Origin of the sequence: Streptomyces sp. NBC_01428, from assembly GCF_036231965.1 — a bacterium.
Taxonomy (GTDB): domain Bacteria; phylum Actinomycetota; class Actinomycetes; order Streptomycetales; family Streptomycetaceae; genus Streptomyces.
Genome location: NZ_CP109499.1, coordinates 550,846 through 566,252, shown reverse-complemented (window position 1 = coordinate 566,252; position 15,407 = coordinate 550,846). Strand labels below are relative to the sequence as shown.

Below are 15,407 nucleotides of genomic sequence, written 5' to 3'. Positions count from 1 at the left end.
CGCGGCTAAGTTGGGTCTCGTACTTAGTCATGACTAAGTTATCGAGGAGGGCCATCGTCATGAACCTCGGAAGCCTCATGCAGGGCAAACCCCGCACGGACACGCCCGGCGTGACCATCGCAACCCCCCGCTCCTACGAACTCTTCGTCGACGTCTGCTTCGCGGGCCGGCGACATCGCCTCTTCACCCGGCTCGCCGAACTCAGCGGAGCCCGAGCGGGTGACCGTGTCCTGGACGTGGGCTGCGGCACGGGCTACCTGACGCGGCGCATGGCCGTCCGGGTCGGCCCGGAAGGCGCGGTCACCGGCGTGGACGCGTCGCCGCCCGTCCTGGACTACGCGCGCCGCAAGAAGCAACCCCGGGGCCATGCGCCGATCACCTACGAGGAGGGGATCGCCGAGGCGCTCGCGCTGCCGGACGCCTCGTTCGACACCGTCGTCACCAGCCTGATGCTGCACCACCTGCCCGAGGAGGTCCGTCCCGCGGCACTGCGCGAGATGTACCGCGTCCTGCGGCCGGGCGGCAGGCTTCTGGTCGTGGAGTTCCGGCCGCCGAAGAGCCGGATGGGCCGTCACATGGTGCACGGCGGCGCGGGTCACGCCATGGCGCACAACCGGGTCGAACTGCTGGACGTCCACATAGCGGCGACCGGCTTCGAGGCGAACGGGCGGGGTGACCTGCGCCCTTGGCTGTCCTACGTGCAGGCGACCCGGCCGCGATAGGCCCTGCCCCTGAGCCGGGTCGCGGACGTCGGGCGACGGCCCGGACGGATGCGAACCGCACCTCCCTCGCGAGGGACGTGCCCACCCGGTCCGCCGTGCCCGAGAGAGGGGCCGGACTGAGTGGGTCGCCCGGCAGGGACACGGTCGAGGGCGCGGTCGATCCGCGCTCACGGGGGCAGCCTTTGCCGGGCGTGCCCTCCGCCGCCCGCCCTGGGCATGCTCCCGACCGCGTGTCGCTCTCGACATCGTCGGGCGTCGGACGGACGAACCGCGGTCGGGGGCAGGTCCGATCGGTTGTGACCGATTCCCGCAACCACCCCCAGCGACGCCCAAGGGCCGGGCAGGATGGTTCCGTGGCAGGCAACCTCCCGGCGATGACGACCAGCTTCGTCGGCCGCGACAGCGAACTCGACGAGGTCGGAGCGGCGTTGACCCGGCACCGCCTCGTCACCCTCACCGGTGGCGGAGGTGTCGGCAAGAGCCGACTGGCCCTGCGCGCCGCGGAACGGCTGCGCGGTCGTTATCCCGACGGGGTCTGGTGGGTCGACCTGTCGAACCTCTACGACGACCGACTGTTCACCTCGACGGTCTGCGACGCGGTCGATCTCCTGGACCACAACCCGCGGGCGCCCGTCGAGGCACTGGCCGAGTGGCTGACCGGCCGACAGGTCCTGCTCGTCTTCGACTGCTGCGAAAGAGTGTTGGACTCCTGTCACGACCTGATCGGAGAACTCCTGCCCGGAGCACCTCAGTTGTCGGTCCTCGCCACCAGCAGACAGGCCCTCGGCGTCGAGGGTGAACACCGTGTCGAAGTGGCCCCGCTCTCGATGGACGCGGGCGGAGACGGCGACGCGGTACGCCTCTTCCGCGAACGCTGCGCCACGGCCGCCCCTGCGGTGTCCCTCGACTCTCCCGGCTCCGCCGACGTGGTCTCCGCCATCTGCCGCCGCCTGGAGGGCATTCCGCTGGCCGTCGAACTGGCCTGCGCCCGCCTGCGGGAGAGCAGTCTCACCGAGATGGCCGACCGGCTCGGGTCACGGCTCGACACCCTCGTCGACGAGACGGTGTGGCCCCAGCGCCACCGGGCCCTTCGCACGGCGATCGGCTGGAGTCACGAACTGTGCTCCCCGATCGAGCGACTGCTGTGGGCGCGGCTCTCCGTGTTCCGTGGTCCCGTCGACGTGTCGGACGCCCGATCCGTCTGCGCGGGCGGCCCGCTCGACGCCCACGACATCCCAGGGCTCCTCGACCGGCTGGTCGACCAGTCCGTGCTCCAGCGGGACGGCACGCGCTACCGCATGCTCGACACGCTGTGCGAGTACGGCGCCATGTGGCTCGCGGAACTCGGTGAGGACGACACCCTCGCCCGACGTCATGCCGAGCACTACGCCACGGTGCTGGCGGAGGCGGACGCCGGCTGGCTCAGTGACCAGCAGGTCGCCTGGTACGCGCGAATCTCGGCAAGCCACCCCGACGTTCGCGCCGCACTCGATCACCTCATCGAGACCGACCCCGACGCGGCCCTGGACGCCGCCGGCCGAACCGGCCTGTTCTGGCCCTGCTGCGGACACCTCCACGAGTCCCGCGACTACCTCGAACGCGTCCTGGCCCTCGACACACCCGAGAGCCCTTCCCGCACCCGCGCCCTCTGGGCCCTCGGCATCACCCTCACGCTCCAGGGCGACCATCAGACCGCCCTGCGCGTGGGGGAGGAGTGCGCGAGTGCCGCGCGGCAGGACGGCACGGCCCAGTCGGGGCTCTTCGCCGCCCACACCCTCGGTCTCACCCACCTCATGGCAGGCCGCCCCCAGGCCGCGTACGACGTGAGCGACGAGGCCCTGACCGCGCACAGCACCTCGCCCCCGTCGGGCGCGCCGCAGCTCTGCTGCATGGTCATCCGGACCTTCGCCGACTCCGCGCTGGGCCGGCTGGACGAGGCCTATGCCGCGGCCGTCGGCCTGCGCCGGCTCAGTCTCCAGTACGGAGAGCACTGGGCCCGGTCGTACGCGTTCCACCAACTCGCCTTCATCGACCTCCTCCAGGGGCGAGCGCACGACGCCGAACGCCACGCCCGCGCCATGCTCGCCAGCAAGCACAACCTCAACGACAACCTCGGGATCGCCCTCGCCCTCGACCTGCTCACCGGAGCGAACGCGGTGCAGGGCAACGGCGTCGAGGCCGCCCGCACATCGGGTACCGGCAACACCTTCTGGCGCATGCTCGGCCACCCCGGCCGCGGCACCCCCGAGCTCGCCGAGGTCCGTGACCTGTGGGAGCTCCAGGCCCGGAACGCGGCAGGGGGCGACGCCTACGACAAGGCCTTCCACGACGCGCTGAGCGACGACGCCGAACACGGCCTCGCCCTCGTGCTGCACGGGCCGCAGCCTTCCTGACCTCGGTCTTCGTGGCCCGGAAGGCTGCTCGGCGCCGGTTGGTCCAGGCCGCCGGATCCGGCGGGCCGGCGTGCGGCGCCCAACGCGCGGACGCCGCACGCCTCTTGACCTTGGCGCGAGCATGACCGACGGTGTGGTGGCCGGGACGCCATTGCACAGGAGTCGCACGTGACACGTTTCAGAACGCACGTCGCAGTCGTAGCCGCCACCGTGGCGGCGCTCGTCGGAGGATCGGGAGGAGTCGCTTCCGCCACTCTGACAACGTTGTCCAAGCCGGGAAGCGCTCAACTCGTCGAGGATCCGACGGAGTTCGTGGACCCGCTCATCGGAACGGGCAACGGAGGGGAGTCGGTCGGCGAGATCAACAACTTCCCCGGTCCGTCCGCCCCGTTCGGCATGATGCAGTTCTCGCCCGACACGGAGGGCTCGTACGCCGGGTACCAGTACCACAGCAGCAAGATCAAGGGCTTCAGCCTCAACCACGCCTCCGTCGGCTGTACCGCCTTCGGCGACGTGCCGCTGCTGCCGGTCGCGGGGGACATCGGCAGCGCGCCGTGGGACCGCACCGAGCCGTTCACGCACACCGACGAAAAGGCGGAGGCCGGCTACTACGCCGTGACCACCGGTGGCGACGCGAAGGTCCGCACCGAACTCACCGCCACCACCCGCACCGGCCTGGCCGCGTTCACCTTCCCCGCCGGCACGGGCAAGCAGGCGCAGGTCCTCGTCAAGGGCGGCGGCAGCCTCGCCGGCGACAAGAAGGCCGATCTGGAGATCTCGGGAGACCGCCAGGTCACCGGATCCGCGACCACGGGCAACTTCTGCGGCAAGGGCAACGAGTACACCGTGCACTACGCGATCACCTTCGATCGCCCGTTCGTCGCGCACGGCACCTGGGACGGCAAGGCCGTTACGGCGGGCGGCAACGCGGTGGACGCCCCGAAGGCAGGCGCCTATCTGACCTTCGACACGGGCGCAGAGCGCACGGTGCGCGCCAAGGTGTCCATGTCGTACGTCTCCGTGGCCGGAGCCGAGGCCAACATGGCGGCGGAGATACCCGGTTGGAACCAGGACGACGTGCGCCGGCAGACCCGCGACCAGTGGAAGCAGGCGCTGCGGAAGATCCGCGTCGGGGGAGGCGAGGCCGGTGAGAGGAAGATGTTCTACACCTTCCTCTACCACTCACTGATGCACCCGAACACCTTCGACGACGCCGACGGCCGCTACATCGGCTTCGACGACAAGGTCCGCACACTGCCCGAGGGGCGCACCCAGTACGCCAACTTCTCCGACTGGGACACCTACCGCTCCCTCGCGCCGCTCCAGGCGATGCTGTTCCCCCGGCAGGCCAGTGACATGGCCCAGTCGCTCGTCAACGACGCGGAGCAGGGCGGCTGGTGGCCGCGCTGGCCCCTCGCGAACGACTACACCGGCCAGATGACCGGCGACAACTCCGTCCCGTTGATCGCCAACCTCTACGCCTACGGGGCACGCGACTTCGACCTCAAGACGGCCGTGAAGTACCTGGTCAAGGGCGCCACATCGGTGGACCACACGCCAGGGGCCTACCAGGAGCGGCCGGGCGTCGAGGACTACATGGAGCGGGGCTACGCGAACAACAGCACCGTGCGCGGGGACCACGCGCGCGTCGGCGCCTCCGTCACCCTCGAATGGGCGATCGACGACTTCGCCATCGCGCAGTTGGCGCAGGCCGCCGGTGACCACGACACAGCGCGCGCCTTCACCCGCCGGGGCCAGAACTGGCAGAACATCCTCAATCCCGCGACCGGCTACCTCTCCCCGCGCGGCGAGGACGGTCTCTTCCCGGACGGCCCCGGCTACCAGCCGCCCCCGGAGGGCAAGTTCGGCCAGGACGGCTTCGACGAGGGCAACGCGGCCCAGTACAACTGGCTCGTCCCGCAGAACACAGCGGGTCTGATCCAGGCCATGGGCGGACGCGATGCCGCGGCGCAGCGCCTCGACACCTTCTTCGGCAAACTCAACGCCGGGCCCAACGAGCCGTTCATGTGGGCGGGCAACGAGATCGACTTCGGTGTTCCGTGGGTGTACAACCACGTCGGGCAGCCCTGGAAGACGCAGGAGAAGGTCCGTTCGATCGCGACCGGCCTGTTCCGTCCCACCCCCGACGGCGAGCCCGGCAACGACGACCTCGGCGCCCAGTCCTCCTGGTACGTCTGGGCCGCCATGGGGCTCTACCCCGCCACACCGGGCACCGCCGACCTGTCGGTGCACAGCCCGCTCTTCCCCCGCGTGGTCGTGGATCTTCCCGGCGGTGGCCGGGACCTGGACCTGCGCGCTCCGCGAGCGGCCGCCGGCGCACCCTACGTCCACGGGCTGCGACTCGACGGCCGTGACTACGAACGTACGTACCTGCCGAAGTCCGCGGTGACGAAGGGCGGCCGACTGGACTTCGATCTGTCCGGCACACCGGACAAGACCTGGGCCACCTCCCCGCAGGCGGCGCCGCCGTCGTACCGCGAAGGGGAGCAGGACTTCCTGGCGTACGCGGCCCGGAACCAGGTGACCGTGTCACCGGGCGGCGACGGCACCAAGCTCACGGTGCACGGGCAGCGGCTGGCCGGGCGCGACCGTACGCTGACGGTCGCCGCGGACGCTCCGGCGGGGCTGGCGGTGTCCGGCGGCAGGATGAACCTCGCGACGGGTACGGGTTCCGGTACCTCCGAGGTGACCGTGAAGGCGGCGGCCGGGACGGACCCCGGCTACTACGAGGTGCCGTTCACCGTCCGGGGCCGCGGCGGTGACACGGTCCACCGCACCGTGATCGTCCTCGTCGCCGAGGAGGGCGGTGTCACCGCCGCCCTGAGCGGCGCCTACGGGGTCGTCGGCGTGTCGAGCGACGACCTGCCGGCCGGCGCCGATCTCGACGGGGCGGGCAACAGCTACTCGCGGCAGGCGCTGGCCGCGGCCGGTCTCAAGGGCGGTGCGGCGGTCGACGTCTCCGGCACGCGTTTCGTCTGGCCCGGCCCGCCCCAGGGCCGCCCCGACAGCATCACCGCGAACGGACAGCGCCTCGACCTCGCCGCCGACACCAAGGACGCCACACGCCTGGTCTTCGTCGGCTCGGCCACGAACGGCGATCACCGGGCGAGCGCCACGGTCACCTTCACCGACGGCACGACCGCCGAGGCGGATCTCTCCTTCGGCGACTGGACCCGGCCCGGCGGCGGGACGGATCCGGTCTACGGAAACACCGTCGTGGCGAGGACGGAGTACCGCAACAGCGCGGGCGGCAAGGGCGACGCGGCGTTCGTCTTCGCCACGAAGCCCTATGAGGTGCCGGACGGCAAGCAGATCAAGTCCGTCACCCTCCCCAAGGAGGGAGAGCTGCACATCTTCTCGGTGGGACTCGGCTGACGTCCCCGTGGGCCGGAGGAGGGCGACCGACTCCGGCCCACGAAGGCCGAGGAGTCTGCTAGGACGGCCGGAACAGCCTGAGACGGGCGTTGTGTTCCCGCTGCAGCCTGGCAACAGCACGGGCCGGACCCAGTACGCCCTGCTGGAGACGTCGGGCGGCCTCGATGTGGTCCGCGGTCCACACGACCCTGATGGCGGTCGAGGAACGCCGGTTCTCCTCGTCGCCGAGGTCACGCTCGACAGCGCCGATGAGTCGTTCGTCGGCCGCGGTGTCCTTGAGCCTGGCCTCCGGTACCTCGCCGACACCCGTCAGGGCCTGGGCCGTCGTCTCGAACCACGTCACCAGCACGTCCCCCGCACGATCGATCTCCGCGCGCGCGGCGGTGCGGTCGGCGGCGGAGGGCGTCTCCCTCTCCCACAGGTCGAGCACCGCGTCGGCGGTCAGCCTGAGCACCGCCACCGCCGTCACCAGGGTCGTGACGTCGGTCAGGGAGAGGTGCTTCGTGCCCCGTTCGGCGAGGAACCCCCGGAAGGCGTCGTCCAGCCGCCGTGCGGCGCCCGCCGCGCGATACCGCTCGGCGTCGGGAACGGGAGCGGTGCGCACGAGGCCGTCGCAGCGCGTCACGCCGTAGTCGATCGCGCTGCGCAGATACCGGGAACTCTCGGAGAACCCCTCCGCCAGCGCGTGACCGAGGACGGACGCGGCGCCGCGGGGCCAGAACAGCAGACCGACGACGACGCTCACGGCACAGCCGATCGCGACGTCCTCGATGCGCACGATGCCCACGGTCCAGCCCGTCGGCTGCAGGAGGTTGAACAGGATGAGGATCGAGACGGTGAACCCGGCCTGCCCCGCCGCGAAGGAGATGGTCGCCGGGGCGAAACCCATGAACAGGACGGCGATCGGGAGCAGGATCCACAGGAACGTCGTGTTGGACCCGACCATGTAGATGAGTCCGCCGCCGACGACGATGCCCACGGTGGTACCGGCGATCGCCCGCAGGGAGTTCTGTCCGGTCAGTACGGCACTGGAGCGCAGCACCGCCAGCGTGCCGAAGGCGACCCAGAAGCTGTGCTGCACTCCCGACAACTCCGCGACGAGGACGGCGAGTGCCAGGGAGATCGCGCCCCGCACACTGTTGTGCAGCCACACCGAGTGCCGCTCGGCATGCGCGCCCGCGCGTTCCTGTGCCGACGCCAGCGTCGAGGCGGCACCTTCGGGGCGCCGCCCCGTGATCTTCTGCCACAGCGTGCGCCGGCGCGCCGCCAGGACGAGGTCGACGTTCCTCGCGATCGCGGACACGGCGAAGCTCATCTCCTGGGCGCGGAAACTCGGCTCCAGGGAACTCACGAACCGGGTCGCGGTCCGCTCGCCCCGGCCTTCGGCGGGACTCCGCTCCGCGTCGTGCCCGGTGGCCGTCATCGGCCGGAACGCGGTGACGGCGTTCTCCATCGTGGACCGGGCCTGGACGAGCCGTTCCTGCAGCGGGGCCAGCCCGCCGGGGTCGCTGTCGTCCGTCGCGCCCAGGAGCTCCGCGCTCGCCCGCAGCAGATCCGAGGCGGCCGTCTTCACTCCGCAGACGATCACGTCCGTGGGGCCCGTCTTCTCTCCCACGGGAGCGCGGTCCAGGATCGTGGCGAGGAGCAGCACTTCGTCGACGAGGCGGATCAGGACGCGCGTGGATGTGGAGAGGCCCGTGGGACGGTACGGGGTGGCGAAGAACGTGTCCCGCAGTGACGTCACCGCGCCCTTCGCCTCGTCCACGACCGAACCGAGGGCCGTGCGGTCGGCCGTGACGAAGCCGCGCAGCACACAGTCCGCCTCGGCCCTGAGCTGTGCGGCGAGCGCGCCGCACGCGCTCGCGGTGGCGGTCCGCAGCGGCTCGCGCACCGGCGACGGCCACAGGAAGCGGATGGCCAGGAGCGAGGCCACACCCGCAAGACCCCAACCGGCGAGCCGGTCCGGGATGGCGTCGACCGAACCGGGCAGTGTGGTGGACAGGATGAAGCTGACGAGCAGTGAGGTGGAGGCACCCGCCAGCGCCGAGCTGACCACGCCGGAGAACAGCACGAGGAACGCCACGACCGCCGTGGCCACGGTGGAGAGCCACACCTCGCGGGAGACCAGCGTCCCGAGCGAGATCAGCACCGCGCCCGTCACGATCAACGCCGACTGCTCGGTGAGCCGGTCGCGCATGGGCCCCCCGAACTCCACGAAGAGCAGCAGCCCGATCGATCCGAAGGCGGCGAAGAGCGGGACGACGGGGCTGTCCGTGATCGCCCGTGTCAGGGCGAAGAGGCCGGGAGCGACGATCGCGGCTCTGACAGACCTCCGGAGCGCGGCGTAACCCGCGTCGCGCCGCAGCAGGGACCGCACGGTGTTCACAGCAGATGCCTCCCCGGGCATGTTCGGCTTGTAGGACGTCACTCTGACAGCTCGTTCGATGAACGCACGTCAGGCTTGGGTGTCAGGGGGGTCGTGTGACCACTCCCGGGGCCGGCTCACGGTCTCGCCGCCCCTTCGCCGCTCGGCCAACGGCGGCGCCCGCGCGACGCGTTCACCTTGTCGACGCGCGCGTACAACCCTTTGGTCATCCGTGGAGTCCTAGGTCACCGAAGCCCGTAGCGGCGATTCAGTTCCACAGACAGGGAGCGTCACCTTGCGCGCACGTACTCTCGCCGTCGCGACGGCGGTCGCCCTCGCCGTCGCGGGGCTCGCTGCCCCGGCCGCCGTCGGGACCCCGGCCGTGCTCACCTACGACTTCAACGGGGACGGCTACCGCGATCTGGCCATCGGCACCCCCAAGGCGAGCGGGGGCACGGTCACCGTGGTCTTCGGCTCGGCATCCGGAGTCAGCCCCGCCCGCTCGGTGAACGTCACCCAGGACACCCCGGGCGTCCCGGGAGTGTCGGAGAGCGTGGACCGGTTCGGCGAGAACGTCACCAGCGGCGACGTCAACAGCGACGGCTACGCCGACCTCATCGTCGGCGCGCCCGGCGAGGAGGTCACCGGCAAGCCCCGTGGCTCGGTCACCATCATCTGGGGCGGGGCGAAGCCCTTCACGTCGGGCGGCATGTCACTCACCGCCCCGACCGGTGAGGCGTCCGGCTTCGGTGAGGGCGCCGCCTTCGCCGACCTGGACGGCGACGGCGGCGGGAACCTCGTCGTCGTGGGCGACGACACCTTCTGGTGGTACGGCGACGGAAAGCCCACCCAGGACGGCGCGCTGGCCCCGGAGGTCGACTTCCTGCCGCCCGGCGTGCGACTGGACGGGGTCGTCGCCGGCCGCTTCTCCGCCACGGACGGCAACGACTTCGTGGTGCACGGCAGGATCGACAACGCGAGCGGCACCACCTCCACCGCCTATCTCGGCCTCCTGCGCGGCGGCCCCGGGGACATCGGCCTCTCCTACTCGGCCCTGGCCGCGGGCGACACCCCCGGCGGCACCCTGTTCTCGGCAGCCGTCGCGGGCGGAGACATCAACGGCGACGGCTACGACGACCTGGTCACCGGCAACACCGGCGCAGGAAAGGGCGGTTCGTTCACCGTCAGGTACGGAACCTCGACGGGACTCCCCGTCACGGGCAAGACCTACACCCAGGCCAGCGCGGGCGTACCGGGCACCGACGAGCCGTACGACAACTTCGGCGCGGCGGTCGCGGTGGGGGACGCGACCGGCGACGCACGCGCGGACGTCGCCGTCGGCGCCCCGAACGAGACGGTGGACGGCGTCCGCAACGTCGGCAACATCGTTCTCCTGAAGGGCAGTTGGAACGGACTCAGCACGAGCGGAGCCCAGTCCTTCCATCAGGCCACACCGGGTGTGCCGGGCGCTGCCGAGGCAGGGGACCACTTCGGCTCGTCGGTGAGGCTGCGCGACATCAACCGCAACGGAAAGGCGGATCTCGCGGTCGGCGCGTACGGCGAGGACGTCCTGCCGGGCGGATACGACGACGGGGCGGCGTGGGTGCTGCGCGGCTCGACCACGGGTCTGACGAGCACGTCCGCGACCGCCTTCAACGCCACGGACTTCGGCTACCCCGTCGTCGACGGACGCAGGTTCGCGGACACGTTCGGCCGCTGACCGGGCGGGCCGCCGCTCCCGGATGCGAGCCCGCGGTCACAAGAGGACGCTGGAGGTATGCGATGCCGATGGCGTGCGTCCAGCGGCGTGGCGGCCATGGCGGCCGTCGTGCTGCTGGTCGCCGCCACTCCCGGATCGGCCGGCGGCGACACGGACCAGCAGGTGGACGTCGGCGGTGGGCGAAGCGTGTACCTCCACTGCTCGGGATCCGGGAGCCCCACGGTCGTGCTGGTGTCCGGACTGCACGAATCATCCGACCCGTGGTCGCTCTCCGACGTCAAACCGCCCGTCCCGAAGACCCCGGTGCTGCCGGGCGTGGCCCGCTTCACCCGCGTGTGCACCTACGACCGTCCCGGCACCCTGCGCTACTCGCAGCCGCCGGCGCTCACCACCCGCACCACACCCGAGCGCGGCACCCGGAAACTTCCCGCCATGGTCGACGAACTGAACCGTGTACTCACCGCGGGCCACGTGCCGGGACCGTACCTGCTGGTGGGGCACTCCTTCGGTGGCATGATCGCCCTGCGCTACGCCCAGGAGCACCCGAAGAAGACCCGCGGCCTGGTCCTGGTCGACGCGCTCGGACCCGGACTGAAGCCCGCGATGGGCGACGCCTGGCCCGCCTACGTCGATGCGCTGCGGCACCCTGGCACCGCCTTCGACAACAACCCCGACTTCGAGCAGGTCGACATCGACGGCGGCGTCACGGACATCCAGCGGGGTGGCCCACTGCCCCCGGTGCCGCTCGCGGTGCTCAGCAAGACGGCACCCTTCGCCGCCCCGCCCGGCATGGACAAGGGTCTGCTGAAGAAGCTGGAGGCCGCCTGGCCCAAGGCCCAGCAGGCGCTGGTGGGCCTCCGGCCGCAGACCCCGCAGATTCTGGCGACGGGCAGCGACCACTACGTCATGCTCCACGACCCGGACCTCACCATCGCGGCGATCCGTCTCGTGGCGGACCGCGCCGCCGACGCGCCCACGCCTCCGTCATGATGGGCCGGTGGCCGGCGCCGCCGTCCTCGCACGGTACGGAAGGGCGGCGTCCTGAACGGGCGGGCGGACGCGGTCTATTCAGGCTCCGCGCCCACCGGCCATGAGGGGTCCAGCAGCTCCAGTTGCTTGCGGACGGCCGCGCTTGCTCTTGGCTCGCCGTCGGTACGAACGGCTGAGCCGCCCCTTCCCCTCCGGGCGGCGCATCTCGGGAGCCGGTCGGGACGAGGCCCTTTCCCCGGGCTGGCGAGGTGCCTAGATTGGGGGAGCGAGATGGATCAGGGGAGGCCGAGATGGTGTTCGAGGGGCTGTCCCGAGGATCACTGCCCGGGCCGGCGCGCCCGGAGCCGCGGCGCGACCGCGTGTACGAGGCCTTGCTGGAACTGATCAGCTCGCAGGCGCTGCCTCCCGGCCGACACCTGATCGAGGACGAACTCGCCCGCCACCTGGGTGTCTCACGACAGCCGGTGCGCGAGGCTCTCCAGCGCCTCAACTCCGAGGGCTGGGTCGATCTCCGGCCGGCCAAGGGGGCGTTCGTCCACACGCCGACCGAGGACGAGACCGACCAGCTCTTCGGCGTCCGCGCGCTGTTGGAGACGGAGGCCGCGCGGTTGGCCGCTGTCGGCTCGTCCGCCGCCGCCGGCTTGGACCGACTCGACCATCTGTGTGCCGCGGGCGAAGCGGCGGTCGCGGCGGACGACGTGGAAGCCGCGGTCGACGCCAACGCCACATTCCACGCCTGTGTGCGGGAGTTGGCGGGGAACACCGTGCTGGCCGAACTGGCCGTCCACGTCGAACGCCGGGTCCGTCGCTACTACACCCCCATCGTCCACCAGGCCTGGGCGGAACACCGCGAGCTGATCGCCGCCATCGCCCACGGCGACGGCACTCGCGCCGAAAGGGTGATGCGCGCCCATACGGTCGACGCCAGGACACGCTTCCCCCCGCGGACGCCCGGATGACGGTCCGCTGATGTGGGGCGTGCCGTCGGCGCGTTGACAGCCCGGCCGCCTCGTCCAGCCGGCGGAGGACGGCCGGCCGTCGCTGCTCTTCGTACGCCGAAGGCCGGCCCGTGCGCATGGCGAACCGACGGGCCGGGGGCCGGAACGTCGCCGTCCCGGCCCCGGCCCCCCGTTCACTCCGGCCGCTCTACGGCTCGGTACCCCAGACGAGGGTGCCCGCCACGTACACGGTCACCTTCGCCGCGTCCGCGTAGGAGCTGTTGGCGCCGCGGCTGTAGTCGTTCGACTCGTCGAAGTTCGACCAGTCCGACTTGGCCAGGCGCAACTGGAGGTCACCACTGTCGGCACCGGCGGCGAGCGAACCGGAGGTGAAGCCCACCTCCAGGTAGTGGTCCGCACCCGTGCGGCTCGGGGAGACGCCGCTCACCGAGGTCTTCACCGTCGAGCAGCCGAGCTGTGCCCAGTCGCAGAACGTCTGGTATCCGGCGGAGGAGGACTCCCCGGTGAACCAGTAGCGGATGGTCACCTTGGACAGATCGACCGCGGTGGAACCGCCGTTGACGAGCTTGAGACCGGGCCTGATCCCGTTGTCGGTGGCGGAGGAGTCGTTGTTCTTGTACTGCGCCTTGACGCCCGGTGTGCCTCCACCGCCGCCCGACGCCTTGGTGGTGGCGGACGCCGCCGTGGACGAGGCCGAGACATTGCCGGCCGCGTCCTTGGCCTTGACGGTGTACGCGTACGTGGTGGAGGCGGACAGCCCGGTGTCGGTGTAGGACGTGGTGGTGGCGCTGCCGACCTTGGTGCCGTCGCGGTAGACGTCGTATCCGGTGACGGCGGTGTTGTCCGTCGAGGCGCTCCAGCTCAGGGTGGCGCTGGTGCTCGTCGTGGATGCGACCGCGAGACCGCCGGGCACGGTCGGGGCCTGCGTGTCACCGCCACCGCCGCCCGATCCGCTCACCGGCGGGTTGGCGTTCGCGAGCAGCTGGCGGAACTGGGCGGAGAACCAGTGCCCGGCGAGCGGGGAGTTGGCCAGCGCTCCCGTGAGGTTGTTCCCGTTCCGCCCGTTCCCGGTGTACGTGGGATCGCACATCCGGTCGAAGCCCTTGCCCTCGTCGTTGTCGAGGGCCTGGCTCGCCCCGTCCGACTCACCCGGCGGCTTGGCCCACACATAGGCGTCGATCCCGGTGTCGGGCGCGGTCGCCGGGCGCTCGCCGAGCCCCGCGCCGCTCTGGTTGCACCAGTTGCCCGCGTGGATGCGCCGGTCGATGCGACCGCCGTCCACGTAGGCGTCGACACTCGTCGTCGGGCCGGGACCGGTCGGCCGGCCCGAACCACCCCAGCCGTTGCGCGAGGTGTCGATGAGCATGCCGATACCGGAGTCGAAGCCCTGCGCGACGAGCGCGGTCCGCAGACCCTGCGCGTACGAGCTCTCGTCGTCGTACTGGTTCCAGTCGATCCACTTGGACTGGCGCACCGTCTGCCCGTTCACCGTGTCCGTCACCTTGACGTACGGCTCCTTGGTGGCCGAGTAGTTGGCGGTGTTGACGATGAAGCCCGTCACGTCGTTCACGGTGGCGCCGTTGGTGGTGGCGGCCTTCTTGAACTCCTGCGCCGACGGCGTGAGGTTGCTGTCCCAGCCGAGCCAGCCGTGGTGACCGGCGTCGATGTAGTTGTAGGCGTTGGGCAGAGCGCCGAGCTTGTGCAGGGCGTAGCCGACGCCCTTCTCGTAGTTGCCGTTGGCCTTCATGGTGGCGCACTGGGGCGTGGAGCCGGCGGTGCCTCCCGCGTTGGTCACGAGGTTGGGCAGCGAGTCGGGCTCGATCAGGTTGACGATCCGCAGGCTCGCGTACGCGGGGTCGGCGAGGATCGCGGCGATCGGGTCGATGTAGTCGCTCTGATAGGTGGCCAGATCGTCCGGGCCGAGTTCGCCGTTGGAGGCGAGCGCCGCGCAGTCCCGGCCCGGCAGGTCGTAGATGACCAGTTGGACGAGGTTGGCGCCCTGGGCCTTGGCCGCGTCCAGGTGCGCCTTGAGACCACGGGCGTCGGCGGTGCCCTGGATCGCCGCCATCCGGTCCAGCCAGACGAAGGTCGGCTGGTTGGAGACGGCCGAACCGCCCGGCTCGGCCGCGGCCTTGGCCGACCAGTCGGGGTTCACGTACGCCTTCGCGCCGACGTAGGGGTTGTCGAGTTTGGCGGCCGCGGTCGCGGTGGTCGGGACGGCGGTGATGGACAGGGCTCCGAGGAGGGCGCCTGCGGCCAGAACGGCGGTCCGCTTCGGGCCCCTTCGACGCAGGGCGGAGTCAGGTCTACGGGAGGGCATCGGTCATCTCCTGGGGAGAGCGGGCAGGTACGGGCGTGTGCGGGGACGGCGGCGACCGTCCGGTGCGCCGCGTCCCGGGCACGCCGGACGGAAGACCGCCGGACAGTGGCGTGCGGGCAGGACGACGGTGCGACCGTGTGCGTCGCGCGGAGTGGAACAGACGGGCCGCCGAACAGGAGCGCGCCGCGGCGCCGACCGGGCGGGGGCCCGGCGTTTCGTCGTCGCGCGCAGACGGTGCCCGGTCGCTGAGGTGACGGCGGGGACAGGGGCACCGAACGTGGGAGCGCTCCCAAGGTGCGACGCCGGAACCGTGGATGTCAACACCCGTGTCAGGAGTGGGTTTCTGACGGGACGTCGAGCGTCCCCTTGAGGGCCGCGGGTCGAGCGGCGCCTGCGCGGTGTGCACGCCAGGTCGCGGTGGGCACGGAGGGGCGGGGGCCTCCGAGGCGCTCGTCGCGGAACGCGGAAGGTGGCCGTCGTGGTCTCGATGGCGGGATGGCTGCGGGCGTGGCCGAAACGGGCGTGCCCGGTGGCCGACACGT

The 15,407-nt window shown here is 71.3% G+C and carries 8 protein-coding genes; 6 read left to right on the top strand and 2 right to left on the bottom strand.

All coding sequences use genetic code 11. The annotated features are described in order from the left end of the window. Window positions 1-59: 59 nt before the first annotated feature. From OG406_RS02315 to OG406_RS02305, 3 genes are all read left to right on the top strand, one after another. Window positions 60-722, top strand: a complete 663-nt coding sequence (locus OG406_RS02315) for a class I SAM-dependent methyltransferase (protein ID WP_329183611.1) — start codon at window positions 60-62, stop codon at window positions 720-722. Window positions 723-1,096: 374 nt separating this feature from the next. Continuing rightward, entirely contained in the window at window positions 1,097-3,115 is a 2,019-nt protein-coding gene (locus OG406_RS02310; RefSeq protein WP_329190616.1) for an ATP-binding protein, read from the top strand. A gap of 264 nt (window positions 3,116-3,379) precedes the next feature. Further along, entirely contained in the window at window positions 3,380-6,511 is a 3,132-nt protein-coding gene (locus OG406_RS02305; RefSeq protein ID WP_329183609.1) for a GH92 family glycosyl hydrolase, read from the top strand. Window positions 6,512-6,569: 58 nt separating this feature from the next. On the opposite strand, the gene OG406_RS02300 is transcribed toward OG406_RS02305, so the two are convergent. Then, window positions 6,570-8,897, bottom strand: a complete 2,328-nt coding sequence (locus tag OG406_RS02300) for an FUSC family protein (RefSeq protein WP_164375781.1) — start codon at window positions 8,895-8,897, stop codon at window positions 6,570-6,572. 274 nt (window positions 8,898-9,171) lie between these two features. Between OG406_RS02300 and OG406_RS02295 the strand changes: the two genes are divergently transcribed. The 3 genes from OG406_RS02295 (at window position 9,172) to OG406_RS02285 (ending at window position 12,545) form a co-directional block, all read left to right on the top strand. Further along, window positions 9,172-10,596, top strand: coding sequence for an FG-GAP repeat protein (locus OG406_RS02295; RefSeq protein ID WP_329183607.1), 1,425 nt, complete (start codon window positions 9,172-9,174; stop codon window positions 10,594-10,596). Window positions 10,597-10,653: 57 nt separating this feature from the next. After that, window positions 10,654-11,586: an alpha/beta fold hydrolase gene (locus OG406_RS02290; protein WP_266850184.1), complete on the top strand. Its 933-nt coding sequence runs from the start codon at window positions 10,654-10,656 to the stop codon at window positions 11,584-11,586. Window positions 11,587-11,876: 290 nt separating this feature from the next. Next, a complete protein-coding gene (locus OG406_RS02285) occupies window positions 11,877-12,545 on the top strand; it encodes a GntR family transcriptional regulator (protein WP_164375784.1) in 669 nt (222 codons plus the stop codon). A 187-nt stretch (window positions 12,546-12,732) separates the two neighbouring features. Here OG406_RS02285 and OG406_RS02280 read toward each other — a convergent pair whose 3' ends face one another. Continuing rightward, entirely contained in the window at window positions 12,733-14,865 is a 2,133-nt protein-coding gene (locus OG406_RS02280) for a glycoside hydrolase family 6 protein (protein WP_329183604.1), read from the bottom strand. Window positions 14,866-15,407 lie beyond the last annotated feature (542 nt).

Coding starts and splice junctions, on each gene's coding strand:
- OG406_RS02315 (WP_329183611.1), top strand. CDS start 60: ATGAACCTCGGAAGCCTCATGCAGGGCAAACCCCGCACGGACACGCCC.
- OG406_RS02310 (WP_329190616.1), top strand. CDS start 1,097: ATGACGACCAGCTTCGTCGGCCGCGACAGCGAACTCGACGAGGTCGGA.
- OG406_RS02290 (WP_266850184.1), top strand. CDS start 10,654: ATGCGATGCCGATGGCGTGCGTCCAGCGGCGTGGCGGCCATGGCGGCC.
- OG406_RS02285 (WP_164375784.1), top strand. CDS start 11,877: ATGGTGTTCGAGGGGCTGTCCCGAGGATCACTGCCCGGGCCGGCGCGC.
- OG406_RS02280 (WP_329183604.1), bottom strand. CDS start 14,865: ATGCCCTCCCGTAGACCTGACTCCGCCCTGCGTCGAAGGGGCCCGAAG.